The organism is Aquimarina muelleri DSM 19832 (assembly GCF_000430665.1).
GTDB lineage: Bacteria > Bacteroidota > Bacteroidia > Flavobacteriales > Flavobacteriaceae > Aquimarina > Aquimarina muelleri.
Window position 1 is genome coordinate 12,653 of sequence record NZ_AUML01000029.1, and the last position, 25,184, is coordinate 37,836.

At 30.1% G+C, this 25,184-nt stretch carries 26 protein-coding genes; 13 read left to right on the forward strand and 13 right to left on the reverse strand.

From position 1 onward, the window contains the following. Positions 1-8 precede the first annotated feature (8 nt). The 3 genes from H527_RS0112400 to H527_RS0112410 all read left to right on the forward strand — a co-directional run bounded on the left by H527_RS0112400 (position 9) and on the right by H527_RS0112410 (position 3,346). Positions 9-491, forward strand: coding sequence for an acyl-CoA thioesterase (locus H527_RS0112400; protein WP_035088113.1), 483 nt, complete (start codon positions 9-11; stop codon positions 489-491). Positions 492-713: 222 nt separating this feature from the next. After that, positions 714-1,268 carry a SixA phosphatase family protein gene (locus H527_RS0112405; RefSeq protein ID WP_229809293.1) on the forward strand — a complete coding sequence of 185 codons (555 nt, stop codon included), beginning with the start codon at positions 714-716 and terminating at the stop codon, positions 1,266-1,268. A gap of 305 nt (positions 1,269-1,573) precedes the next feature. Further along, positions 1,574-3,346: a hypothetical protein gene (locus H527_RS0112410; RefSeq protein WP_027413011.1), complete on the forward strand. Its 1,773-nt coding sequence runs from the start codon at positions 1,574-1,576 to the stop codon at positions 3,344-3,346. A gap of 96 nt (positions 3,347-3,442) precedes the next feature. Here H527_RS0112410 and H527_RS0112415 read toward each other — a convergent pair whose 3' ends face one another. After that, on the reverse strand, positions 3,443-4,192 hold the full coding sequence (locus H527_RS0112415) for a DUF6503 family protein (RefSeq protein WP_027413012.1): 750 nt from the start codon (positions 4,190-4,192) through the stop codon (positions 3,443-3,445). A 215-nt stretch (positions 4,193-4,407) separates the two neighbouring features. Here H527_RS0112415 and H527_RS0112420 point away from each other — a divergent pair, with 215 nt between their 5' ends. Together H527_RS0112420 and smpB are read left to right on the forward strand one after the other, a co-directional pair. Next, positions 4,408-4,764 (forward strand): DUF3887 domain-containing protein, encoded by a 357-nt coding sequence (locus tag H527_RS0112420; protein ID WP_155837887.1) that lies wholly within the window; start codon positions 4,408-4,410, stop codon positions 4,762-4,764. A 96-nt stretch (positions 4,765-4,860) separates the two neighbouring features. Continuing rightward, positions 4,861-5,319, forward strand: coding sequence for an SsrA-binding protein SmpB (gene smpB, locus H527_RS0112425; protein ID WP_027413014.1), 459 nt, complete (start codon positions 4,861-4,863; stop codon positions 5,317-5,319). Positions 5,320-5,378: 59 nt separating this feature from the next. Here the strand turns inward: smpB and H527_RS0112430 are convergent, their stop codons facing one another. Continuing rightward, entirely contained in the window at positions 5,379-6,020 is a 642-nt protein-coding gene (locus tag H527_RS0112430) for a protein-L-isoaspartate(D-aspartate) O-methyltransferase (protein ID WP_027413015.1), read from the reverse strand. 150 nt (positions 6,021-6,170) lie between these two features. On the opposite strand from H527_RS0112430, the gene H527_RS0112435 reads away from it, so the two are divergent. From H527_RS0112435 to miaA, 8 genes are all read left to right on the forward strand, one after another. Further along, complete coding sequence (locus H527_RS0112435; RefSeq protein WP_027413016.1) at positions 6,171-7,136, forward strand: Gfo/Idh/MocA family protein; 966 nt, start codon at positions 6,171-6,173, stop codon at positions 7,134-7,136. A 124-nt stretch (positions 7,137-7,260) separates the two neighbouring features. Continuing rightward, positions 7,261-8,148 carry a 3-hydroxybutyryl-CoA dehydrogenase gene (locus tag H527_RS0112440; RefSeq protein WP_027413017.1) on the forward strand — a complete coding sequence of 296 codons (888 nt, stop codon included), beginning with the start codon at positions 7,261-7,263 and terminating at the stop codon, positions 8,146-8,148. Between the two features lie 41 nt (positions 8,149-8,189). Further along, positions 8,190-8,807, forward strand: a complete 618-nt coding sequence (locus H527_RS0112445; RefSeq protein WP_027413018.1) for a M23 family metallopeptidase — start codon at positions 8,190-8,192, stop codon at positions 8,805-8,807. Beyond that, entirely contained in the window at positions 8,807-10,045 is a 1,239-nt protein-coding gene (locus H527_RS0112450) for a DUF1015 domain-containing protein (protein ID WP_027413019.1), read from the forward strand. The genes H527_RS0112445 and H527_RS0112450 overlap by 1 nt, the downstream gene beginning before the upstream one ends. 46 nt (positions 10,046-10,091) lie before the next feature. Further along, on the forward strand, positions 10,092-10,754 hold the full coding sequence (locus tag H527_RS0112455; protein WP_027413020.1) for a YggS family pyridoxal phosphate-dependent enzyme: 663 nt from the start codon (positions 10,092-10,094) through the stop codon (positions 10,752-10,754). Positions 10,755-10,817: 63 nt separating this feature from the next. After that, on the forward strand, positions 10,818-12,188 hold the full coding sequence (locus H527_RS0112460) for an exonuclease domain-containing protein (protein ID WP_027413021.1): 1,371 nt from the start codon (positions 10,818-10,820) through the stop codon (positions 12,186-12,188). A gap of 37 nt (positions 12,189-12,225) precedes the next feature. After that, positions 12,226-13,065 (forward strand): ion transporter, encoded by an 840-nt coding sequence (locus H527_RS0112465; RefSeq protein WP_027413022.1) that lies wholly within the window; start codon positions 12,226-12,228, stop codon positions 13,063-13,065. Beyond that, positions 13,058-13,963: a tRNA (adenosine(37)-N6)-dimethylallyltransferase MiaA gene (gene miaA / locus H527_RS0112470; protein ID WP_035088122.1), complete on the forward strand. Its 906-nt coding sequence runs from the start codon at positions 13,058-13,060 to the stop codon at positions 13,961-13,963. The genes H527_RS0112465 and miaA overlap by 8 nt, the downstream gene beginning before the upstream one ends. Positions 13,964-14,010: 47 nt before the next feature. Here the strand turns inward: miaA and H527_RS0112475 are convergent, their stop codons facing one another. The 11 genes from H527_RS0112475 to H527_RS0112525 all read right to left on the reverse strand — a co-directional run bounded on the left by H527_RS0112475 (position 14,011) and on the right by H527_RS0112525 (position 24,906). Next, on the reverse strand, positions 14,011-14,724 hold the full coding sequence (locus H527_RS0112475; protein ID WP_027413024.1) for a response regulator transcription factor: 714 nt from the start codon (positions 14,722-14,724) through the stop codon (positions 14,011-14,013). Between the two features lie 3 nt (positions 14,725-14,727). Then, positions 14,728-16,293 carry a sensor histidine kinase gene (locus H527_RS0112480; protein ID WP_027413025.1) on the reverse strand — a complete coding sequence of 522 codons (1,566 nt, stop codon included), beginning with the start codon at positions 16,291-16,293 and terminating at the stop codon, positions 14,728-14,730. A 68-nt stretch (positions 16,294-16,361) separates the two neighbouring features. Then, entirely contained in the window at positions 16,362-16,955 is a 594-nt protein-coding gene (coaE, locus tag H527_RS0112485; RefSeq protein WP_027413026.1) for a dephospho-CoA kinase, read from the reverse strand. 11 nt (positions 16,956-16,966) lie between these two features. Continuing rightward, positions 16,967-17,926 (reverse strand): CdaR family protein, encoded by a 960-nt coding sequence (locus H527_RS0112490; RefSeq protein ID WP_027413027.1) that lies wholly within the window; start codon positions 17,924-17,926, stop codon positions 16,967-16,969. 5 nt (positions 17,927-17,931) lie between these two features. Then, entirely contained in the window at positions 17,932-18,936 is a 1,005-nt protein-coding gene (locus H527_RS0112495; RefSeq protein ID WP_027413028.1) for a glycosyltransferase family 2 protein, read from the reverse strand. 77 nt (positions 18,937-19,013) lie between these two features. Further along, entirely contained in the window at positions 19,014-19,829 is an 816-nt protein-coding gene (locus tag H527_RS0112500; RefSeq protein ID WP_027413029.1) for an enoyl-ACP reductase FabI, read from the reverse strand. Positions 19,830-19,932: 103 nt separating this feature from the next. Continuing rightward, positions 19,933-21,588 carry a DNA repair protein RecN gene (gene recN, locus H527_RS0112505; protein WP_027413030.1) on the reverse strand — a complete coding sequence of 552 codons (1,656 nt, stop codon included), beginning with the start codon at positions 21,586-21,588 and terminating at the stop codon, positions 19,933-19,935. Positions 21,589-21,655: 67 nt separating this feature from the next. Continuing rightward, complete coding sequence (gene porD / locus H527_RS0112510; protein WP_027413031.1) at positions 21,656-22,540, reverse strand: type IX secretion system protein PorD; 885 nt, start codon at positions 22,538-22,540, stop codon at positions 21,656-21,658. Next, a complete protein-coding gene (gene coaBC, locus H527_RS0112515; RefSeq protein ID WP_027413032.1) occupies positions 22,533-23,744 on the reverse strand; it encodes a bifunctional phosphopantothenoylcysteine decarboxylase/phosphopantothenate--cysteine ligase CoaBC in 1,212 nt (403 codons plus the stop codon). The genes porD and coaBC overlap by 8 nt, the downstream gene beginning before the upstream one ends. A gap of 4 nt (positions 23,745-23,748) precedes the next feature. Beyond that, positions 23,749-24,081 carry a DNA-directed RNA polymerase subunit omega gene (locus H527_RS0112520; protein WP_027413033.1) on the reverse strand — a complete coding sequence of 111 codons (333 nt, stop codon included), beginning with the start codon at positions 24,079-24,081 and terminating at the stop codon, positions 23,749-23,751. A gap of 15 nt (positions 24,082-24,096) precedes the next feature. Next, the gene (locus H527_RS0112525; RefSeq protein ID WP_027413034.1) at positions 24,097-24,906 is read right to left on the reverse strand and encodes an outer membrane protein assembly factor BamD; all 810 of its coding nucleotides are present in this window, start codon (positions 24,904-24,906) and stop codon (positions 24,097-24,099) included. Positions 24,907-25,184 lie beyond the last annotated feature (278 nt).

Genomic DNA, 25,184 nt, shown 5'->3' on the forward strand with positions numbered 1-25,184 from the left:
CATACATTATGAAACTATTAAAAGTATTAGAAAGTAAAGCAAAAATACGATTTCAGGATTGCGATCCTTTCAATCATCTTAATAATGCTTCCTATATTAATTATATGATTAATGCCCGAGAAGATCAAATAGACAAACATTATAATCTTGATATTTTTGAGCTTGCAAAAACAAAAGGAGTAAGTTGGGTGGTAGGCACCAATCAAATAGCTTATCTAAAACCTGCTTTATTGATGGAAGAAGTCACTATAGACTCACAATTAATTCGATATACCGAAAATCAATTGCAAGTAGAAATTAGAATGTGGAACAATGATAAAACCGAACTAAAATCTGTACTGTGGAGTACATTTGTTCATTTTAATTTATTAAAACAAAAACGATGGAATCATGAACAACACCTTTTAGAATTATTTAAAAATGTACTTGAACCATTAGAAACAAAAAATTTTGAAGAAAGGATTTTACTGTTAAAACCACTAAAAGTGTAACATTTTTATTTTTTACACGTCTTATAAAAACACAACCTCCTTAAACATAAACTAGATCTTATGAAATCTTCTGGAGATATAAGCTGCTCTCATAAAAAGAGAAGTACATTTATTTATATTGGATTTTTTATCATAGCCATTATATCCATGGGTATAGTTATTTGGCAAATGGGAATGTTGGAATAATCTTATCAAGCTTGAAATAAATAAAAAGGATATTTCATGCTTTACACATCTATATTAATTCATTTTATGAAATCTGTATCTCTATTATTAATTTTTCTTTTCTTCTTAACTAGTTGTAATCAGAGCGCAATACCTACGCAAATACAAAAAGAAACAACTACAACTACTTACATTTTTATAAGACATGCCGAAAAAGATCTTTCTGATCCAAATAATCGAAATCCAAATCTTACTGAAGAAGGAAAAACAAGAGCAGAAAACTGGGCTAAAATCCTTGCAGACACAAAAGTAGACATCATATACACCACAGATTACATACGAACACGAAAAACCGCTGAGCCTATAGCCACGAGCCAAGGTTTAGAAACAACAATATACAATCCTAAAGCCTTAAATGATAGTGATTTTCAAAAAAAAACCAAAGGAAAAACTACTGTAATTGTTGGACATAGTAATACTACTCCTAGCTTTGTAAATAAAATAATTGGTGAAAATAAATACAAATCTATTGATGAAAAAATCTATGGTAAAATATTTATTTTAACAATTACAAACAATGCTATTACTGATATCGTTTTAAATATCAATTAACAAGGTTACATCTTAAAAAAACAACGGTTCCCCACCCCAAAAAATCTTCTTATATAACGCGAACGAAATATCCGACATCTTAAATGCTAAAATCGTTTTATTATCTACTCTTTATCGAAAAACAGAATAAAGCATAACTGTATATTATAAAATATAATATTTTTGATTTCGTTAGTGATTACCACTCCCGATAAACTCTTATTTAATAAAACTGACGTTTAAGTAAACTTAGAATAACAGGGGGTATTCCCTCCCATCCTACTTAAAAAAAATCAATTACTATAATAAACTTTTAAAACCTAATCATGAAAAAAATATTTTTAAACTGTATAGTTGTATTAAGTGTATCTTCAGTTTTTGCACAATCTGAAATAAACGACATTAAACAAACTGGTAGATCTAATCACTTAAATATTTCTCAACATGGAGATCCAAAAACTCTAAGTATTACTCAAAACGGAAAAGATAATACACTGGAAATCATTCAAGGACATAAAGAAGACCCATCTATAGACGGGGTAATTACCCAATCCCAAACAGGTAATCGAAATAAAGCTTTTATCTCTCAAATGGGAGGAAACAATGAAATTCAACAAACTCAGAATGGAAACACGAATATCGCCAATGCAAATCAAGGTTTCGTATCCAACTATAACTTTATCAAACAGATACAGAACGGAAACATGAACACCGCTGAAGCTGCACAAGAACTATTATCCAATTATAACCATATTGAACAAATACAAAATGGAATTAACAATATAGCTACAGCAACCGCTAAGGAACGTTCTTTAGGAAGCAGTATCACGCAAAATCAAGATGGTTATAAAAATAATGCTGAAGTAATTAGTTTTGATGCAAATACTATAAATCAAACACAGAATGGAGTTAAAAATAAAGCTTCTGCAATATCTTTCGGTAATTTAGGAATCATAAAACAAAGTCAAACCGGAATAAATAATATAGCTACTGTAAACCAAAATAAAAATAACACAGTTACTCAAATACAAAACGGAGAAGAGAATAGCACTAATGCTACACAAAAAGGCGATGATAATGAAATTTCACAAAATCAAAAAGGATTTCGTAACTCTGCTATAGCATTACAAACCGAGCAAACAAATAATATACAGCAAAAACAAAACGGACTATCTAACAACGTAAATACCGAACAATCTGGAAATTTTAATACAACCCAAACGGATCAAACAGGAAAAAACAACTCTATAGACATAATACAATCAGATCTTACTAATTACATTAATAGTAATCAAAATGGAGAGCTAAACAATATTAGTATAACACAAAATGGAAATACAAATGAAATCTCACAAACCCAAGACGGAGATGAGAATCAAGCTAAAATTGAACAAAAAAACGGAGAAAATAATATCATTTCTCAAAAGCAAATAGGTATTAACAACTTTGCTACCGCAATACAAAACAATGGAGTTCTTAATATTATTTCGCAAACTCAGAATGGATCAAGAAATATTATCTTCACAACACAAGAAGGCGGTGAAAAAAATGAAGCAATTGCTATACAAAATGGAGAGGATAACTCTATTACCCAAATACAATATGAAGGCAATAATAACCTAGTCACTGCTAAACAAGAAAAGAGTTACTCACATACTATTAATCAAACTCAAAATGGAGAAAAAAATAGTAGTAATGCTTTTCAAAAAAACGGAAAATATAATATAATTCAACAAATCCAAACTGGATTAGACAACTTTGCAAAAGCTACACAATATAACGGAACTTATGATATTGTTAAACAAACCCAAACTGGAAACATGAATATCGCAGAAGGTATCCAGGGAAAAGACAGCTCTTTTTCTGTTAACAATACAATTATACAAACTCAGGAAGGAAATGAGAATACAGTTTTTAGTATTCAAAATGGAATAGAAAACAGTATAGAAAGTACCCAAATAGGAGAATTAAACAGTACAAATACTACTCAAATCGGTAATTCTAATAATATAATATATACCCAATCTGGAAAAGGATTATCAAGTACGTTATTACAAAACGGTGAAAGCAATTCTATTATATTCTCTCAGAACAAATAAGTAAGCTTATTTTAAAAAATAAAAAGGTTCAAAAGCAACACTTGTTTTTGAACCTTTTTATCTTTTATGAAAATCTATATCAAATTATCGTTGAAATCAACAACAATCTCTTTCTATATATACAAAAATATCCTCTAACTCTATTTCCGAAAGAAACTTTAGCTGTTTATCTTTGAACAACTTATCTAAATTAGACAAAGGAGTATTAAGAAAATCTGTTTTATAGTTTTTATAATCTGCAAAGCGTATTCCATTTATAACTCTTGGATTATACGCTTCTCTAAATCGAATACCTCCCCCGTTTACAGCATATTTATATGCCAGATAATCTACCGTAAAGTTATCTTTGTGTATCCAATATAAAAATTCATCTTCAAAATCAGTACCTCCCCCCTCTTCACTAAAGGTTACTCTAATTTTATAGTAGGAATTTCCTTTAACTACTGCTTCTCCTATCAGTTTTTTATGTACTGCAGGAGAGTTAAGTCCATAAGGCAAATTTGCAAAGTAATGTACCGAATTAACTCCATCACTAATTTTAGTTATTAAAGAATCTGCTACTTCAACAGGGCAATTCTCTATAAATCTTTTTAAACCAGAATTACTAATAACATCCTTTGTTATTCCATTAGCCCCTTTCACAGAACGTTCTAACTCATATACCCCTTTGCTTCTCTTACTTCGATATTGCTTATTTCTAAAAGTAAAATAAATAACTACATTATCATATCTTTTTCCTCCTGCTACATCAATTGTTTTATTAATTATTTCATTAGCTGAAATTTGAGCTGAAATTGGTTTTGAAAAAGAAAAAAAGAATAGTAAAATTATTAAACTTCGTTGCATATAATATTATTTAAAAGACTAAAATAGTATTTCTATTAGTATTATATGCAACAATTTTGTTAAACTAAAAACATCATTTTATTCATTTTTAGAAGACTATAATACGTGATTTCACATTTATTTCGCTCTATTCATACTTGTCTTTTATAAAATTTTTTTTTCAAAATTTAAAAAAAGATAATTATTTTGTATTATTAAACCCAAAACAAAAAACAATGAAATATATAGTTTTATTATTAATTTGCTTAATAACCCAACCCATACTATCTCAGGATGCTACTACATATGAAAATACTATAAAAACTTTTCAAAAAAATTTTAATGCACAAAATGTAGATGCAATTTTTGATATGTATACTACAGATATGCAAGAAACTATCACTAAAGAAGGTGTTTCTAGTTTTGTTAAAGGGTGCTACGAGCAATTTGGAAATTTAAAAAAAATAACTTTTGTGGAAACTACAGAAGGAATCTACACTTATACTGCAGAATTTGATAAAACAAATCTATCAATGGATCTTCAACTTAGTGATAATGGTAAAATATCAACAATACAATTTCAAGAACTATAAAAATATTTAAAATATTCATTTTTTGTACAAAGCTTTCTTTCAAGAAAGCTTTGTACTTTTGTAAGCATTTTAAAAGCATTTTGAATACACCTAAATATGAATCCAAATAAAATCAACATATTAAACCGTAAAGCTAAATTCGAATATGAGTTCTTAGATAGTTTTACTGCAGGAATTAAACTTGTCGGTACTGAAATAAAAGCTATACGTGAAGGAAAAGCCAATATAGCAGAGAGTTTTTGTGAATTTAGTAACAGTGAACTTTTTGTAATCAATATGCATATTGAAGAGTATTCTCATGCCACCTATTTTAATCATAGCCCAAAAAGCGTACGTAAACTACTTCTTAACAAAAAGGAATTAAAAAAACTAGAAAAAGAAGTCAAAAACTCAGGTTTAACCATTATACCAACAAAGTTATTTATAAATGACCGTGGATTAGCTAAGTTAAATATTGTTCTGGCTCGTGGTAAAAAAATGTACGATAAACGAGAAGCCATTAAAGACCGAGACAACAAAAGAACACTTGCTAGAATTAAAAAAGATTTTAAATAACCCCTATCTAATTACAATTAACTATTCCATATTTTTTTTTACTAATACCTGCTGCTATTTTAGTTTTTATCTTCTAACAAAGGAACAAATCTAAATTCGCCAAATTCTCTTTTTTCAAATTCTGTTTCACTTTTACGTATAAAAAGAGTCATTATTTGCACATCTTCCCCTACAGGGATTACCAAACGTCCATTAACCTTTAATTGGCTTAACAAAGGTTTCGGAACATAAGGGGCTCCTGCAGTAACAATTATTCCATCATAAGGAGCATGCTCTATCAACCCTTTATAGCCATCACCAAATGACAGATATTTTGGTCTGTATCCAAGTTTAGATAAAAATAGTTTTGTTTTTTTAAATAATTCTTGTTGACGTTCTATACTGTATACTTTTACTCCTAACTCACACAACACTGCAGTTTGGTAACCCGATCCTGTTCCTATTTCTAATACTGTGCTTCCTTTTTTAATCTCTAATAATTCGGTTTGAAAAGCAACTGTATAGGGTTGAGAAATGGTTTGATCTGCAGCAATAGGAAAAGCTTTATCTTGATAAGCATGATCTTCAAAACCAGAATCCATAAATAAATGTCTGGGAATTTTTCCTATAGCAGACAATACTGCTTTATTTGTGATTCCTTTTTGAATCAAAACATCTACTAACTGCTTTCTTTTTCCGGCGTGTCTAAGGGTATCTTTCAATATTCTAAGGGTTATTTAGAAGGCTAAAATTACATAAACATTTTAAAGATTAATAAACAATTCTCTTCTCTTTAGTATTTTTTTGGATTTTAGATATAATTAGGATTTAAAATTTATAAATAATACTATTTTTGTGTAAAACCATGAATTATGCTCAAAGCTGGAGTACTCGGTGCAGGACACCTTGGTAAAATCCATTTACGTCTTTTAGAACAATCCGAAAACTATACCCTTGTTGGTTTCTACGACACTAACAACACTCAAGCAAAATCGATAGCCAAAGAGTTTGGGTATCACCTATTCAACTCTATCGAAGAGTTAATAGCAGCTGTAGATGTAGTAGATATTGTTACTCCTACATTTGCTCATTTTGATGTTGCTAAACAAGCAATAGAAGCAGGAAAACATGTTTTTATTGAAAAACCAATTACTAATACGGTTGCAGAAGCCGAACAACTTATCGATCTAGCCAATGCTAATAATGTAAAAGGACAAGTAGGGCATGTAGAACGTTTTAACCCTGCATATACTGCTGTTTCAAACAAAATAGAAAACCCTATGTTTATTGAAGCACACAGGCTAGCAGAATTTAATCCTAGAGGAACAGATGTACCTGTTGTTTTGGATTTAATGATTCATGATATTGACGCTATATTAAGTGTAGTTCATTCTGATGTTAAACATATAAGTGCCAGCGGCGTTTCTGTTATTAGTGAAACACCAGATATAGCAAATGCTCGGATAGAATTTGAAAACGGTTGTGTAGCAAATCTTACTGCCAGTCGAATTTCACTTAAAAACATGAGAAAATCCAGATTTTTTCAACGAGATGCATACATCTCTGTCGATTTTTTTGAGAAAAAATGTGAAGTTGTAAAAATGAAAGACGCTCCTAAAGAACCAGATGACTTTGCTATGATCTTGCAAAATGCTGAAGGAATAAAAAAACAAATCTATTTTGATAACCCTGATGTACCATCTAATAACGCAATATTAGATGAATTGAATGCTTTTGCTCATGCTATACATAACAACACAACCCCTATTGTCTCTTTAGAACAAGGTAAAAAAGCATTAGAAGTAGCATTAAAAATTATTGATTGTTTTAAGTCATAATCATATTCATATTTGTTTCCAGTAAGGAATATTTCTGTAAACAATATTATTAAATCATATATACAATTCTAATCCAATGGTTTAGAATCGTGAATTGTAAAATACAAATTCAAAATAAAAAAACATGAAAAACATTGCAGTAATAGGTGCAGGAACTATGGGTAATGGTATTGCACATACTTTTGCTCAAAAAGGTTTTAAAGTACAACTTATAGATATCTCTCAACAGTCCTTAGATAAAGGGTTAGCAACTATCACAAAAAATTTGGATAGAATGATTGCTAAAGAAAAAATATCTGAAAGTGATAAAAGTGAAACACTTGCTAATATATCTACTTTTACAAATATTAAAGAAGGAGTAGAATATGCCGAACTTGTTGTTGAAGCCGCTACAGAAAACGTAGATCTAAAATTAAACATTTTTAAAGAACTAAACAACTTATGCTCTGAGGATACAATCTTAGCGTCTAATACTTCTTCGATATCTATCACCCAAATTGCCGCGGTAACCAACCGTCCTGAAATGGTAATAGGAATGCATTTTATGAATCCAGTGCCAATTATGAAGTTAGTAGAAATTATTAGAGGATACAACACCTCTGATGAAGTCACTAATACTATTATGGAATTATCAAAAACATTAGGAAAAAATCCTGTAGAAGTTAATGATTACCCAGGGTTTGTAGCAAATAGGATTCTAATGCCTATGATTAACGAATCGATAGAAACTTTATATAATGGGGTCGCAGGAGTAGCTGAAATAGATACGGTTATGAAACTAGGCATGGCACATCCAATGGGACCATTACAATTAGCTGATTTTATTGGTCTTGACGTATGCCTTTCTATCCTTAATGTTATGTATGAAGGGTTTAAAAACCCAAAATATGCTCCTTGTCCATTATTAGTAAATATGGTTATGGCAGGAAAACTTGGAGTAAAAAGTGGAGAAGGGTTTTATGATTATTCTGAAAACAGAAAAGCAGAAAACGTATCTAAACAATTTCTATAAAAAAATATAATGTTAAAAAATTACACTTCTTAATTTTCAATATGAATAAGTTTTTACTATTAGTTTTAATTTTATTTTTTTGTAAAAACGAAAAAAAGATATTCAGTTTTTTAACCGTTAACGAAAAATACACCAAAGAAATTGATGTAATTCAGGATAAATCTCAAAAATATAATTCTCTATTTAAGAAAAATCCTGATTTTATAGCTACTAGCTTTGATTACCCCGTAGGTAAACCAAATGCTAAAGGCTATTATGATGCTCAAAAATTTAAAGAAAATAATCACTTAGGTAATGACTGGAATGGTTTAGGAGGAGGTAATACTGATCATGGAGACTCCATTTATGCTATCGCAAATGGATATGTATCTTTTGCCAAAGATATCGAAGGAGGCTGGGGTAAAGTCATTAGAATCATACATAAATATAAAAGAAAATATTATGAATCTATTTATGCTCACTGTAATTCAATAGGAGTAAAAGAAGCTGATTTTGTTAAAAAAGGCGCTCTGATTGCAACTATTGGCAATGCCAATGGTATGTATTTGGCTCATTTACATTTAGAAATTAGAGATAATATTTATATGGATATTGGTAGAGGATATGCAAAAAACACATCTGGATATCTAGATCCTAGTAAATTTATAAATAAAAATTAATGGCAAAAATTCATCCATTTAAAGCAGTACGACCAACAAGAGACAAAGTTAGCTTAGTTGCTTGCAGGTCTTATCAAAGCTACACTCCTATTGAGCGTGATTCACGCATGAATTACAACCCTTATTCTTTTTTACATATTGTTAATCCTGGATATAAATATCAAAAAGAAATATCTGGGGAAGAACGTTACAAATTAGTTCGTAATCGATATCTGGAGTTTAAAGAGGATGAAATTTTTATACAAGATGATAATCCGTGTTTTTATGTATATAAAATTGTAAATCGGGAACAAGAATCCTTTTGTGGAATCATAGCTGCTGCTAGCGCAGAAGATTATCATAATGATATTATTAAAAAGCATGAAGATACCCTAAAAGATCGTGAAAGCACTTTTAAAGAATATCTAAAAACAGTAGGATTTAATGCCGAACCTGTATTACTTACGTATCCGGATAATGATTTTATCACAAAAGTTATTTCAGAAACTGTAAAAACAAGAGCCGAATACGAATTTACAACTACATATAGAGACACTCATTATCTCTGGAAAATAGATGATAAAAAATCTGTTCAGGAAATACAAGATGCTTTTTCTTCCATCAGCATTATATATATTGCAGATGGACATCATCGTTCTGCGTCTTCTTACTTGTTATCTCAAGATTTAAAAGAAAACAACCCTGAACATCAAGGCAATGAGGCTTATAATTTTTTTATGAGTTATTTAATTCCTGAGTCTGATTTAAAAATTCATGAATTCAACAGATTAGTTAAAGATCTTAATGGATTAACTAAACAAGAGTTTTTAATTCGATTAGATGAGTGGTTTCGTATAGAAAATAGAGGTATTAAAGCTTATAAACCATCAAAACCTCATCATTTCAGCATGTATCTTGATGGCGAATTTTATTCGCTATACCTTAGAAAAACAGCATATAAATTCACAGATGCTTTAGAAGAGTTAGATGCTCAAATACTATACAAAACAGTACTAGAACCAATCTTAAACATAAAAGATTTACGCAGCGATACCCGCATAGGGTACTCACATGGTAAAAATGACATTGTTTTAGTAAAAAGCATGGTAGATAATAAAGAATATAAAGTAGGCTTTGGCCTTTTCCCTGCATCAATAGAGCAAGTAAAAAAAATAGCAAACGAAGGATTAAAAATGCCCCCAAAAAGCACTTATATTGAACCTAAATTAAGAAGTGGAGTAACTATTTATGAATTTTAAGCTATACAACATTCTAAAAAAAGGAATTTAGATATCTTTGCTAACTATGAATGATATCCAAACAAACCTTAAGAAAATAAAAGACTCTATTCCTATAGATGTTACCTTAGTTGCTGTATCCAAAACCAAGCCTGTTTCGGATCTTATGACTGCTTATAATACAGGACAGCGTATTTTTGGAGAAAATAAGATTCAAGAAATGGCTGAAAAATGGGATATGCTGCCAAAAGATATTAGTTGGCACATGATTGGTCACGTGCAAACAAACAAAGTCAAGTATATGGCTCCTTTTGTAGATTTGATTCATGCAGTAGATAGTTTTAAACTACTTAAAGAAATTGACAAACAAGCAAAAAAAAATAACAGGGTAATAAACTGTTTGTTGCAAATAAAAATTGCAGAAGAAGAAAGTAAATTTGGATTAAATGAACAGGAAGCAATTAATCTATTAGATAATGAAGATATAAAAAAACTAACCAACGTTCATATTGAAGGATTAATGGGAATGGCCACTTTTACTACTAATCCACAACAAATAAAAGATGAATTTAATAAGATTATGTCTTTCTTTAAAAGCTTGCAACCAAAATATCCACAAATAAAAACCTTATCTATAGGTATGAGTGGCGATTATGAATTAGCTATTGAGTGCGGAAGTACAATGGTAAGAATAGGTAGTTCTATCTTTGGGGCAAGAAATTATGAATAATCAATTAGCCCTACCCTTAAATTATTAAAAATTAAAAATGTGATAGCTACACAGACATAATATATGTACGCAATTTTAGATATAGAAACTACCGGAGGAAAATATAATGAAGAAGGAATTACTGAAATTGCTATATATAAATTCGACGGCCTTAATGTAGTAGACCAATTTATAAGCTTGATTAATCCAGAAAGAACTATACAGCCTTTTGTAGTTAATCTTACTGGAATCAATAATCAAATGCTCCAAAATGCTCCAAAATTCTATGAAGTAGCTAAGAGAATTATAGAAATCACTACAGAGTGTGTAATCGTAGCTCATAATGCAAGCTTTGATTACAGAATACTTAGAACAGAATTCTCTAGATTAGGGTTTGAGTTTGAAAGAAAATCTTTATGTACCGTAGAGCTCTCTAAAAAACTTATACCCAACCAGCAATCTTATAGCTTAGGAAAACTAGTTCGTAATTTAGGTATTCCTATTTCTGATAGACATAGAGCTAATGGAGATGCCCAAGCAACAGTAAGATTATTTAAGCTTTTATTATCTAAAGACACCGAAAAAAAAATAATAATAGAAACTGTTCGCACAGAAACTAAAAAACAGGTTGATGATAAACTTCTTAAATTGATTGAAACCGCTCCTACCGCAACAGGAGTATATTATATGCACCGTGAAGATGGAACCATTATTTACATAGGTAAAAGTAAGAACATAAAAAAACGACTAAATCAACATTTCACAAACGACAACAGAAAATCAAAAAGAATACAAGACGAAGTCGTTAGCGTAACCTATGAAATTACAGGAAGTGAACTCTTAGCTCTTTTAAAAGAAAGTGAAGAAATAAAGCTTAATAAACCAAAATACAACAGAGCTTTACGTAAAACAAAATACGATCAGGCGTTATATCAATTCACAGATGATAATGGATACATAAACCTAAAAGTCGAAAGAGCTGATAACCGAAAAACAAGTATTACTACGTTTGTAAACAGACAACAAGCTAAATCTTATATGCATCGTTGGGCTGAAGAATATAATTTATGTCAAAAATTTATGGGTCTGGATACCGGGAAAAGCAATTGTTTTAATTACACCATAAAACAATGCTTAGGTGCATGTATTGGAAATGAATCTGCTGAAGAATATAATTTACGAGTTCAAAAACTGATTCTTAGTAATTCTATGCGAAATCAGGATATGATTATAATAGATCGAGGAAGGGATATTGATGAACAAAGCTTTATTTTAGTCGAAGAAGGACTGTTTAAAGGTGTTGGTTATTTTAACTTAAATTATCAAATCAACAATATAGAGATCTTACGCTCTATAACCACTGCTATGTCTCATAATAGAGATGCAAAGCATATTATCCAAAGCTATGTTCGCACACATAAAAAATTAAAGATTATCCCTATTCACAAACTTTAATTTCGAAGTTTTAGTATTTTTATTAAAAATCAAAAAATTGAGCAATAACTCATCCCAAAAAAACTGGAAAACTAAACTGCATAGTATTATATATGAAGCAGACACCCCTACAGGAAAGCTATTTGATGTAGTTTTACTTATACTAATTCTTTTGAGCATCTTTTTTGTAATGTTAGAAAGTGTAAAAGGTCTACCTGCATATACCTATAATTTATTATATTATTCAGAATGGGTAGTTACGATATTTTTTACTTTAGAGTATATTGCAAGAGTAATTTCTATAAAAAAAACCTCTTCATATATTTTTAGTTTTTATGGCATAATTGACCTATTGTCTACCCTACCATTATACCTTTCTTTTTTTATTACTGGCTCCAGCGCTCTTCTTGCCGTTAGAGCATTACGTTTATTAAGAGTCTTTAGAATTTTAAAAATATCTCGTTACATAGGAGAATCTAATAAATTAGTAAAAGCAATTAAAGATAGTAGAGCTAAAATTTTAGTGTTTCTTTTTGCGGTGATTGTACTTTGCATAATTTTAGGTACTTTAATGTACCTTGTAGAAGGAGAAGAAAGTGGTTTCAAGAGCATTCCTATAAGTGTATATTGGTGTATCGTTACATTAACTACTGTTGGGTATGGTGATATTGCTCCAGCAACACCTTTAGGACAATTTATTGCTGCAATAATAATGATTATGGGATATGGGATAATCGCTGTTCCTACTGGAATTGTAAGTGCAGAATACACACAACATCAGAACAAGAATGTGGACTTAAACACTCAATCTTGTGGTCATTGTAATGAAAGTAAGCATTTTGATAACTCTAAATTCTGCCATAAATGCGGACAGGACTTATACATTAATAATGAATAAAAATTTAATTGTCATTGTTGGACCAACAGCAATAGGAAAAACTAGCTTGTCTATTGCGCTTGCAAAGTATTTTGATTGTGAAATTGTTTCTGCTGATAGCAGACAGTTTTACAGGGAGATGAGTATTGGCACCGCTGCTCCTACTATAAAAGAGTTAAAAGAAGCTAAACATCATTTTATACAACATAAAAGTATTAAAGAAGAATATAGTGTTGGAGATTTTGAAAGAGATGCTCTAACAAAGCTTACTGAATTATTTAAGCATAACGATTATGCTATTCTTATCGGAGGGTCTGGTTTATACATTAATGCTGTAACAAATGGTTTAGATCATTTTCCTGAAACAGGTATAGAAATTAGGAAAAAATTACAAGAAGAATATACGAATAAAGGAATTGAAAATCTTCAACAACAATTAAAAATTTTAGATCCTGAATACTATAACAAAGTAGATCTATATAATACACATAGAGTAATGAGGGCTCTTGAGGTATGTATCAGTACTGGCCTCCCTTATTCTTCATTTCTAAAAAAACCTAAGAAAAAACGTCCTTTCCAAGTTATTAAAATAGGTATTACTGCGGATAGAGAAGTTATTTATGAAAGAATAAACAAAAGGGTAGATTTAATGATTGAAGGAGGATTAGTAAATGAAGTAAAAAATCTTTACAACTACAAAACACTAAATGCGTTAAATACTGTTGGATATAAAGAAATATTCAAATATCTAGATAATGAATGGAGTATTGATTTTGCAATTTCTGAGATTAAAAAAAATACCAGACGTTTTGCAAAAAGACAGCTTACTTGGTTTAAAAAAGATATAGAAATCGAATGGTTTGGTTACAAAAAAAACAATACATCTATTATCACGTATATTAAAAAAAAATCACTATAAGATAATTATAGTGATTTTTTTAAGCTAGTTACCGTTATACTATTTTTCTAAGACTCTTCATTTCTCACTACTAGTCTAAATCCTTCTCCGTGGATGTTTAGGATTTCAACATTTTCATCTTTCTTTAGATATTTTCTTAGTTTAGCTATGTAAACATCCATACTACGAGAAGTAAAATAATTATCATCTCGCCATATTTTTGTTAACGCTAACTCTCTAGGCATAAGATCATTAAGATGCAACGCTAATAACCTAAGAAGTTCATTTTCTTTTGGTGAAAGCTTAATAGAGTCTTCTTCTTTATATGTTAAAAAACGAAGTTTTGAATTAAGATGAAATCCTCCGATTTTAAATTCAAATTGTTTACTATCTGCAACAGACTCTGTACTTTTACGTTGCATTATAGCTTGTATTTTCATTAATAAGACCTCACTATCAAAAGGTTTATTAAGATAATCATCTGCTCCTACTTTATACCCTTTCAATACATCTTCTTTCATTGCTTTCGCTGTTAAAAAGATGATTGGTATTTCTTCATTTTTCTCTCTTATTTCTTTTGCTAAGGTAAATCCGTCTTTATAAGGCATCATTACATCAAGGATGCACATATCATAATCATCTTTTTTAAATTTTTCAAAGCCTTCCATACCATTTTTAGCATGTACAACATCATAATCATTCATTATTAGATAATCTTTTAAAACTGTACCGAAGTTTGGATCATCTTCTACAAGCAAAATCTTTTTGTTTTCTGTTTCCATATTTTAAGATATTAACGGTAATTTAATTATAAATGTGGAGCCTTTTCCCCTTTCACTCTCCACCCAGATTTGACCATGATGGTCATCTACAATTCTTTTTACATAGGTTAAGCCCAATCCGTGCCCTTTTACATTATGAAGATCTCCAGTATGTTCTCTAAAGAACTTTTCAAAAATCTTTTTTTGTGCTACTTTACTCATTCCTATTCCTTGGTCACGAAACTTTACAATAATACTATTTTTTATATTTTCTGTGTATATATCAATTTTAGGTTCATCTTCAGAATATTTTATTGCATTATCAAGGATATTTACAATTACATTTGTTAAATGACTATCATTTGCTAATATTGTTGATTTAAGTGCTCCTAAGTGCATTTTTATATATCCTTCTCTATTTTCTACAAGCAAAGAGACATGTGTGATTGCATCTTCAATAATATCATGTAATTCTTGTCTTTCTTTTTTGATATTAAGTTCATTTTTCTCTAATTGAGATATTCTTAATACATTTTCTACTTGAGCATGCATTCGCTTATTTTCTTCACGTATCATATTCATATAACGCTGCACTTTTTCTGGGTCTCCTACTATTTTTGGATTTTTTATAGAATCTAATGCTAAATTAATAGTAGCAATAGGAGTTTTAAGCTCGTGCGTCATATTATTAATAAAGTCTGTTTTAATTTGAGATATTTGTCGTTGTTGCATTAATTGTGACAATGCACTGGAATAAGCTACAACAATAATCAATGTAAAAATTATTGACAGTATGGCCATTCCTTTAATTGTAGAAAGCACATATTGCTTTTTTCCAGTAAAATTAACATATAACTGGTATTCACTCACTCCTTGTTCATTTACAAAAAGAGGAATCCCATATGTTGTTGGATTATCCAAACTAAAATCGTCAGAACGTACTTTGGTTGCTAGGGCGTTACTATAAATAGCGTATTCAAAATCAACTTTTATATCTCTTTCTTCTAATTCTTTTTTAAGAAAATATTCTATTTCCTTTTCTTGAACTCGTCTATGAATCGGTATAAAACTAGCTATCTCTCCTATTACTATTTCATAATCTATTCTTTGAAGATCTGTTAAACCTCTAATTCTCTCCAATTTAGATTTAGAATTTTGCTTAGCAAAATTATTTTTTGCATCTTGTGCAGCTATATCTGTATTACGATGTAAAATATTTTTTAATCGTATGGTATCAATATTTAGGTTTATAAAAGACGAAAATAATTTATAATCTTCTTCTAAAATACCATTTGCATACGCAAAAGACTTTGTTGTATTATCAATACTAATATCTAGCAACTGATGAATAGTTTTATTATCAGGCTCATCGATGCTATCCAAAATTCCTTGTAATGGTATAAACATCTCTTCAAATTCTCTATATTGAATTCTATTCGATACAGATATTAATATTTGTTTAGCATTAAAAGAAAATTGTTCTTCATTATTCTCCACAGTGTTGTTAATCCAATATCCCTGAACAAAAATAATCCCAATTAACGATAAACTCATCAGGATTATCAGCAACACGAATAACCTTTTATTCATAGATCAAAAGTAAGACTTTAACATTTAGCGACTTTAGGGTTTAACCAAATGTTAACAAAATGAAAGATTCAGACTACAGGTTGTTTTGCGGATAACACCTTATGAATCTCATTAACCTGATTTTCTGTATCTTTTAAATTATCATTACTAATAACAAAATCTGCTAATACTATTTTCTGAGCATCATCCCACTGATTATTCATCCTAGATAGAATATTCTCTCTACTAGTATCATCTCGCCTTAAAACTCTTTCTATCCTTATTTCTATAGGAGCCGAGACCAAAATAGTATAATCACATTGTTTATATCCTTCATTTTCAAAAAGTATTGCAGCTTCTTTGAGCACATATTCTCCTTGTTGTTGTTTTTTCCAATGATTAAAATGTTTAGCTACTTCAGGATGCACAATGGCGTTTAGTTGATCTAGTTGTACTTTATCTTTAAAAACGATATTAGCAATATACTCTCTGTTCAGTTTTTCATTTAAATAAGATTCCTTTCCTAATAGTTCTATAATTTTGTTTTTCAGAAAAGCATTCTCATTCATCATTTTTTTTGCCTCATCATCTGCTATATAAATAGCTACTCCAAGTTTTTGAAACATTTTTGCTACTGTGGATTTCCCACTACCTATTCCACCTGTTAGACCTACTACTTTCATATATCAAGATATCATTTTAAAACTATGAATTGCACTTGTTTTTCTTGTAAACGTACATCGTGAACAAACTCTGATTTATTTATTAACTCCAAAGTCAAGAACGAGCTTTCTACTGATTTTTTTGCATAATCAGCCATCACTATAAAATCTCTTGGACTTATCTCATTGTATTTATCCAAACCTACCCTATACACTACAGAAATTTCTTTCGGAAATATTTTAACCTCAAGACCTTCAGGTATGTTATTTAGAATTATTGGGGTTTTTTGATTTCCTTCAGTAAATTTACTTACCAAAATATTACTTTTTACTTTTGTTGGACTAACAACAATACTAGATGGTAAATTATCCATATCTATATCTATACTAGAAGTATAGTTGATATTTAATCCTTCTAATACTATTTTTTGTGTTTTTATAGATTGTATCGTATCTACTATTTTTGAAGGACCGCTAATCGTAATAGAGTCTGGAAAAACAGACACTCCTTTACTACTACCATACCCAACTGAGTATTCAATATTTTGCTCTATTACAACAGGTATTTTCTTTTGCAGTTTATGATCTAGCTTTAACCTTAGTGTATCTTTTTGCATCGATAAAACCCTACCTTTAAAATCTAATTTATTTTTTAATACTGAGGATTCTTTGTCTATATAAAAGTAATATTGATCTTTAACATCAGTAACTGCATCTTTTATATCTAATTTCAAGACAGGCTTACCCCAATAATAATTCATTAGTCTAAAACCATTACCATTAAGCACCATTTTTAATATCTGGTCGCTTTTTTCGTTAAAAATTTTATCTTTAGGGATGCCTGAATACTGTATTGTTACCTCTATCTCTTTAGTATAATTTTTTGAAAACTGCTTAAATAACCATAAAACAGAGGTAAACAAAAGAAAAAACAAAAAGGTTTTTACATTACTTCTTTTTATATAAAATTTATTTTTTTTTCTGCTTGGCATATATACTACTTTAAAAAAAACAACTTCTTGAATTGTTTTTCAGGAGTCTTTTTTAACAGATGAATATAATAATAAGATTTCAGGAATCCTTTTCCATAACCATAAAATTGTATCAAAACTGCTAAAACAGACTGAATACCTATAGAAATTTTTTTATACTCTATAGTTGCTCCTACAAATATAAATCCAAAATAAACCCCTAAAGCAATTATAAAATACCACCATCCCAAAAACATTGTTATTATTGCAAATAACATGTACCCCATAAATATACTAGGAAACCAGTACGTCAACTTAGCTGTCTCTGGATGCCATTTATTTAAAATTGGTCTTACTAATCCAAATTTATTAACTTGAATATAGAATTTTTCCCAAGAAATTCTTCTTTTATGAAATACTTTTGCTTCAGAAATTAATGTTGTTTCATATCCTAACTTCCACAACCTTATAGTAAGATCTGGATCTTCTCCTGGATGTATATTTCCAAATCCGTTGGAAGCCAAAAAAGCTTCTTTTGACAATCCCATGTTAAAACTACGCGGTTGAAACTTACCTATTGTATTTTTTCGACCTCTTATTCCTCCTGTAGTTAAATAAGATGTCATACTATAGCTTATTGCTTTTTGAAGGTTAGAAAAACTATTATGCGCATCATCAGGCCCACCATAACAGTGCACAAAATGATTTTCTAAAGAATTACTAGCTTTATATAGATAATCTTTTGGCAATATTACATCACTATCTAAAATAATAAAGTAATTTCCTTTTGCCTTACGCATTCCATAGTTACGGGAATCCCCTGGACCTGTATTAGGCTTTATATAATAACTAATTAATAGTTTGTCTTTAAAAGTTTCTATAACAGATTCCGACGTTTGTGACGATCCATCTTCTACAATAACAATCTCATATTCTTGAGAATAATCCATCTCCACCATGCTCTCCAAAAGTTCTTTAATCTCATTTGGTCTATTAAAAACGGGCACTATAAAAGAAAAGTTTATTTTCATATCATAAAGGTAACCAACAAAAAATCCCATTATCTGTCAAAAATGGGATTTTTAAATATTTATTTTAACTAAAAGAACTATTCTTCTATAAATTTATCCATCACCATCTGACTTACTCCCATATTAGAAAATCCTCCATCATGATATAAATTTTGAAGAGTTACTTTTTTGGTTAAGTCAGAGAATAAAGTAATTGTATAATCTGCACATTCTGATGCTGAAGCATTACCCAAAGGCGACATCTTATCAGCATATTCGATAAACCCATCAAATCCTTTTACTCCTTTTCCTGCAGTTGTTGGGGTTGGGGATTGAGAAATTGTGTTCACTCGCACTTTATGTTCTCTACCAAAGAAATATCCAAAACTACGTGCTATCGATTCTAAGTATGCTTTATTATCTGCCATATCATTATAATCTGGAAACACTCGTTGTGCTGCCATATAGGTTAGTGCAACTACACTTCCCCATTCATTCATAGCTTTCTTTTTATATAAAGTCTGCATTGTTTTATGAAAAGAAAGCGCTGATACATCTAATCCTTTTTGTGTCCAATCATAATTCTGATCTGTATAATGACGTCCTTTACGCACATTTATCGACATCCCTATAGAGTGCAAAACAAAATCAAGTTTACCACCCAAAATTTCTGTTGCCTTATCTACAAGATTTTCTAAATCCTCTAACGAAGTAGCATCCGCAGGTATTACTTGAGAATTTGTTTTTTCTGCAAGGGTATTTATAGTACCCATTCGCATTGCAACAGGTGCATTGGTAAGAACAAAACTTCCTCCTTCTTCAAAAACACGCTCTGCTGTTTTCCATGCTATTGAATTTTCATCCAATGCCCCAAAAATAATTCCTCTTTTACCTTTTAATAAATTGTGTGCCATTTAACTGTAAATTAAAGTATGGTTATACGAATGGTAAAGATAACAAAACGACCCAAACCATCACTAATTGAAAAAAAAATTAGTTTAACTCTCAATAATCTTATTATGAACCTAATAATGATTTTGCATGAGTTAATGCAGAATCTGAAATGTTTTTCCCTCCAATCATTTCTGCAATTTCTTTTATTCGTTCTTCTCTACTTAACAATTTAAGTTGTGTTATTGTAGTATTTTGAACATCTTCTTTATATACTTTATAATGGTTTTGTCCCTTAGCAGCTATTTGTGGGAGGTGTGTAATGCTAAAAACTTGCATTTTTTGACTCATATCTTTCATCAAATCTGCCATTTTATGCGCTATCTCTCCAGAAACTCCTGTATCTATTTCATCAAATATAATTGTTGGTAATTGCGTATATCTAGAAAGAATAGATTTTATAGCAATCATAATTCTAGATAATTCACCACCAGAAGCTACTTTTTTAAGTTGCCCATAAGCTCCTCCTTTATTAGCTGAAAACAAAAATTCTAGAACCTCTTTACCATTAGACAAGTATTTTTCTTGTAGCTCTAAAGAAGCTTGAAAAGTTGCATTAGCCATCCCTAACTCTTTAAGAATTTCTTCTAATTCTTTTACTAACTGTGGTAATGCTTTATTTCTTTTTTTGTGAATTTTAGTTGCAACCTCATCTAATTTAGATTCTGTTTTATAAATTTCTTTTTTAAGTAATTCTATATCTTCTGTTAACGATTCTGTTTTAGAAACTTTTTCACGTAGTTCTTCTGTTAAAACCATTAACTCTTCTATTTTAGAAACAGAATGTTTTACTAATAAGTTATTTAGTAATTGTAGTCGTTGACTGGTTTTTTCTAATTGTTCAGGGTCGGCTTCTAGTTTCTCTAATTCTCTTAATAATGTTTCTCCTATATCATCCAATTCTATATAAAGACTTTGAATTCTTTGCGAGAGTTCTTTTAAAGGAGAGGAATAGGATTCTATCTTTAAAATATTATTTTTAATAGTATTTAGTTGATCTGACACCCCTATTTCTTCAGAAGAAACAATAGCCAAAGATCCTGATAATCGTTCTTGTATCTCTTCGATATTATTAAGCTGTTCATACTGCTCCTCCAACTCCTGCAGCTCCCCTACTTTTAGCTTAGCTTCTTCTAATTCTTTTAAAAGAAAGGCATTATAATCATATTCTTTCGTGAATTCTTCTTGACTGGCCTCCAAAGATTTTACTTCTTTTTTCTTTTCTTTTAGAAGCTGAAGACCTCTTTTATAAGATTCAATTTCTCTATCCGCCCCTGCCAAAGCATCTAAAACTTCAAATTGAAAATCATTAGTAGTAATTTCTAGTGTTTGGTGCTGGCTATGAATATCAATTAACCTTGTTCCTAAAGATGTTAATGATTGTAATGTAACTGGTGTATCATTTACAAAAGCTCTAGATTTTCCTGATGGTAATATTTCTCGCCGTATTATGGTTTGATCTTCATAATCCAATTCTTCTTGCTGAAAAAAAGAAACAAGATTATATTTTTTAATATCAAAAACACCTTCTATAAAGCATTTTTGAGTATTATCTTTTACGCTGTTAATATCGGCTCTTTTTCCTAATAACAACCCTAAAGCTCCAAGCAACAAGGATTTACCTGCACCTGTTTCTCCTGTAATTGTTATTAAACCAGAATCAAAAGATACCTGTAGTTGTTCTATTAACGCGAAGTTTTGTATAGAAAGACTTCTTAGCAAAGGATAGAAAAATTTTAGTTATTTTTAAAAAGTAAAGATACCATAGTTTTAAAAATAAAACGTTTTTTTAAAACTTAATATCTTTCCAATTTTCTGAATATGTAGGTGCTATTTTATTAAGCACTTGTACAGTCTCTGCTATATCAACAGAAGGTCCTCCTGATAGTATACTAGATACCTCATCTGCTTTAGCATCAAAAAACACCCTCATTATGTAAGAGTTAGGTCTGGTATCATGAACTTCTTCTAAAGATTTCATTGATTGAGTAATCGTTTCTTTTCCTTGTTTTAGATTATTATACATAACATCTAATCCCTCTCTGTGGTATATATACATTGCTTTTCTATATCCTTCATAAGTCCCTGAAAGAAGGTCATCATTAAGCCTGAACCTATTAGGGTTTTGTTCTCTAGCCCAACCTGCTGTATTACTTCCTTGTGCGTTATTAACAATGTTTTTAGCTTCTTTATAATAATCTGTACCTTTATTTAGCTCGAATGTATCTGCATCTACCCCTAATATGGTATATAAATAAAATGCAATTACCGAAATTAGGTTCGATTCATAACTATTTGGATTATAATTCAAAGGCTGAAACTCTAAATAATCAAAGTTAAACTGTTTATCATTTACATTAAATATTGTTGTATTATAACCAGAACCATATACTGGCCTGGATGCCTGCACTTGTATTGTTGCAGAAAAGGTATCATTATCATAATTAACAATAGTTATAAAAAAACTACAGTTAATTCGTTCTTCGGTACGATACTCTACAGAGGTCCACTTTGTATTATTAACAAATTCAGTTAATGAACGTTCTAGAGTTTTAAAAACCTGAAGATTTGGATTACCTGTTTGTTCTGCATTAATAGCTACTGTAGCATTAAACTCCTGAGCATTTAGATTAAAACCAATTATGAATATTACAACAACAAATAGCTTATTCATTCTTTAATGTATTAATTTCATCAAATATATCTTGTGCAACTTTTGACTTTGCTTTTAAAGCAAACGTTTTAATCTCTAATTTATGATTGATTAAACTTACTTTATTTGTTTGTTCTTTAAAACCTGCTCCTTTATCATTAAGTGAATTTAGAACAATTAAATCTAAGTTTTTATTTTTTAGTTTGTTTTTAGCATTTTCTTCTTCATTTTCTGTTTCTAAAGCAAATCCAACGAGAAATTGATTTTTTTTCTCTATCCCCATCCACTTAAGAATATCTTTTGTTCTCTCTAATTCTACAGAAAACTCTATTTCTTTCTTTTTAATTTTTTGACCTGATATTTCTTTAGGTCTATAATCTGAGACAGCAGCAGATGCTATTGCTATATCACAATATTTATACAAAGGAACTACTGCTTCATACATTTGCTGAGCACTAACTACATTTATCACCTCTATATAAGCATGATCTACTTTGATTGCAGATGGTCCTAAAACAAGTGTTACATGTGCTCCCAAATTAGCAGCAACCTTAGCTAATTCTATTCCCATTCTGCCACTGGAATGATTTCCTATAAACCGTACTGGATCTATTGCTTCGTAAGTAGGACCAGCGGTTATTAAAACTTTTTGTCCTTTTAATGGCAGTTTACTTAAAATATCTTTTTCGATGTATTGTACGATATTCTCAGGCTCTGCCATGCGCCCTTGCCCTACCAATCCGCTAGCAAGCTCTCCTGATTCTGCAGGAATCATAATATTACCGAATTCTTGTAATTTTTTAAAAGACTGTTTTGTAGAAGGATGATTGTACATATCCAAATCCATTGCTGGAGCATAATAAATTGGACATTTAGCAGACAAATAAGTTGCTAATAGCAGGTTATCACTATTACCTGTAGCCATCTTAGACAAAGTATTTGCTGTAGCAGGAGCTATTAACATTAAATCTGCCCACAACCCCATTTCTACATGATTATTCCAAACAGTATTTTCGTCTTCTTCATCAAAAAAGGAAGAGTGCACTGGGTTTTTGGATAATGTAGATAAGGTAAGTGGTGTAACAAAGTCTTTAGCTGCAGGAGTCATTACCACTTTTACCTGCGCTCCTGATTTAATAAATAGGCGCACTAAACTTGCTGTTTTATAAGCAGCAATACCAGCGGTGACACCTATTAAAATTTTTTTACCGCTTAAAACAGACATAAATTTATAGAGCTTCTGTGTCTGTCTTTGTGTTTCTGTGATAAATTTTACCTTCTAACCATTCTTGTACTGCTAAAGCATGTGGTTTAGGTAATCTTTCATAAAACTTAGAAACCTCTATTTGTTCTTTATTTTCAAAAATCTCTTCTAAACTATCATTATATGTTGCGAACTCATCCAGTTTTTCTAAAAGCTCTTTCTTTATATCTGTATTAATCTGTATAGCTCTTTTAGCTATTATCGAAATTGCTTCATAGACATTATCTGTTGGTTGATCAATTCGGTTTTTATCTATAGTGATCGTATTTACAGGCGCATTACTTTTTTTCAAATCCATCTTCTGCTTTATTTTCTATTTAATTAATTCTAGTCTTGTTTTTATATCTTGTGCTATTTCTTCTGCTTTTTCTAGATATTCTCCCTCAGTTTTATAATATTTCTTATAACCATTATAATAATCCTGAGCAATTTCTAAACGCTCTTTTACTAAGCTTTCGTAACTTCCTATAGCTAAAAGATATTCAGACTCTAACTTGTAATATAATATTTTTTCTTTGAAAGATGATCCTGGATAATCCACAAGATAATTATCAAATGCTGCAATAGCTACTTTATAATCTTCTCTGTGATGATATTGTTTAGCTATTTCGTAGGCTTTTCTTTCTTTTTTATTTCTAAGTTCTGTTACTAGAGCATTTGCTTCTTTTAAATCCTCGCTTTCGGGGAATGTATTAATGAACTCTTGAAGCTTCTCTATTGCTTTTGTTGTCTCTTCTTGATCTAAACTATATCTTGGAGATAAATAATAATAACTTTTTGCTCCTTTATATGCTGCTTCTTCCTTTTTCTGACTATTAGGGTATGATTTAACATATCTTTCAAACTGATATCCAGATAAGTAAAAATCTTCTAATTGATAATATGTATCTGCATAATAGTACATTATTCTTTCTGCCTGAGGCTTACCTCTATACTGAGGAACTATTTGTTCTAAAAGCCGTAAAGCTTTTTTATACTTTCCTTCTTTATATAAATTCTCTGCAACTTTATATTTAGCTGCTAAATCCTCGCCTCTAACTACCTTTTGGTATTCACTACAAGAACCTAAGAATAAAACAAAAACAAGCAAATACAATAATCTATCCATATCATAAAAAAACATCTGGCAAAAATATGTATTTCTACCGTATTACAAAAACTTTATCTATTGAATTAACTTACCTATATGTATTACTATTTATTTAGCAGACAAATTAACCAGTAATCATTATAGTCTATACTACTTTGTTGATTAACTATATCAATAACTACACAATTAAAAGCTTGTTGCAAGACTCAACAATATTTAACACTAAAGACTATTTTTATTTATTAAACGAAGATTTTTTACTTAAAAACATCATGATCCAGAACAACAGAACTACCTTTATAAGAACTAAA

What these genes read in the sequence shown, in the direction of transcription:
- H527_RS0112455 (WP_027413020.1), top strand. Translation starts at nt 10,092, where the DNA reads ATGAATGATATCCAAACAAACCTTAAGAAAATAAAAGACTCTATTCCT.
- H527_RS0112440 (WP_027413017.1), top strand. Translation starts at nt 7,261, where the DNA reads ATGAAAAACATTGCAGTAATAGGTGCAGGAACTATGGGTAATGGTATT.
- coaBC (WP_027413032.1), bottom strand. Translation starts at nt 23,744, where the DNA reads ATGTCTGTTTTAAGCGGTAAAAAAATTTTAATAGGTGTCACCGCTGGT.
- H527_RS0112415 (WP_027413012.1), bottom strand. Translation starts at nt 4,192, where the DNA reads ATGCAACGAAGTTTAATAATTTTACTATTCTTTTTTTCTTTTTCAAAA.
- H527_RS0112500 (WP_027413029.1), bottom strand. Translation starts at nt 19,829, where the DNA reads ATGGCACACAATTTATTAAAAGGTAAAAGAGGAATTATTTTTGGGGCA.
- H527_RS0112445 (WP_027413018.1), top strand. Translation starts at nt 8,190, where the DNA reads ATGAATAAGTTTTTACTATTAGTTTTAATTTTATTTTTTTGTAAAAAC.
- H527_RS0112460 (WP_027413021.1), top strand. Translation starts at nt 10,818, where the DNA reads ATGTACGCAATTTTAGATATAGAAACTACCGGAGGAAAATATAATGAA.
- porD (WP_027413031.1), bottom strand. Translation starts at nt 22,540, where the DNA reads ATGAATAAGCTATTTGTTGTTGTAATATTCATAATTGGTTTTAATCTA.
- H527_RS0112475 (WP_027413024.1), bottom strand. Translation starts at nt 14,724, where the DNA reads ATGGAAACAGAAAACAAAAAGATTTTGCTTGTAGAAGATGATCCAAAC.
- H527_RS0112420 (WP_155837887.1), top strand. Translation starts at nt 4,408, where the DNA reads ATGAAATATATAGTTTTATTATTAATTTGCTTAATAACCCAACCCATA.
- H527_RS0112435 (WP_027413016.1), top strand. Translation starts at nt 6,171, where the DNA reads ATGCTCAAAGCTGGAGTACTCGGTGCAGGACACCTTGGTAAAATCCAT.
- coaE (WP_027413026.1), bottom strand. Translation starts at nt 16,955, where the DNA reads ATGAAAGTAGTAGGTCTAACAGGTGGAATAGGTAGTGGGAAATCCACA.
- H527_RS0112520 (WP_027413033.1), bottom strand. Translation starts at nt 24,081, where the DNA reads ATGGATTTGAAAAAAAGTAATGCGCCTGTAAATACGATCACTATAGAT.
- H527_RS0112405 (WP_229809293.1), top strand. Translation starts at nt 714, where the DNA reads ATGCTTTACACATCTATATTAATTCATTTTATGAAATCTGTATCTCTA.
- H527_RS0112495 (WP_027413028.1), bottom strand. Translation starts at nt 18,936, where the DNA reads ATGAAAATAAACTTTTCTTTTATAGTGCCCGTTTTTAATAGACCAAAT.
- H527_RS0112525 (WP_027413034.1), bottom strand. Translation starts at nt 24,906, where the DNA reads ATGTTTTTTTATGATATGGATAGATTATTGTATTTGCTTGTTTTTGTT.
- miaA (WP_035088122.1), top strand. Translation starts at nt 13,058, where the DNA reads ATGAATAAAAATTTAATTGTCATTGTTGGACCAACAGCAATAGGAAAA.
- H527_RS0112410 (WP_027413011.1), top strand. Translation starts at nt 1,574, where the DNA reads ATGAAAAAAATATTTTTAAACTGTATAGTTGTATTAAGTGTATCTTCA.
- H527_RS0112450 (WP_027413019.1), top strand. Translation starts at nt 8,807, where the DNA reads ATGGCAAAAATTCATCCATTTAAAGCAGTACGACCAACAAGAGACAAA.
- H527_RS0112490 (WP_027413027.1), bottom strand. Translation starts at nt 17,926, where the DNA reads ATGCCAAGCAGAAAAAAAAATAAATTTTATATAAAAAGAAGTAATGTA.
- smpB (WP_027413014.1), top strand. Translation starts at nt 4,861, where the DNA reads ATGAATCCAAATAAAATCAACATATTAAACCGTAAAGCTAAATTCGAA.
- H527_RS0112400 (WP_035088113.1), top strand. Translation starts at nt 9, where the DNA reads ATGAAACTATTAAAAGTATTAGAAAGTAAAGCAAAAATACGATTTCAG.
- H527_RS0112480 (WP_027413025.1), bottom strand. Translation starts at nt 16,293, where the DNA reads ATGAATAAAAGGTTATTCGTGTTGCTGATAATCCTGATGAGTTTATCG.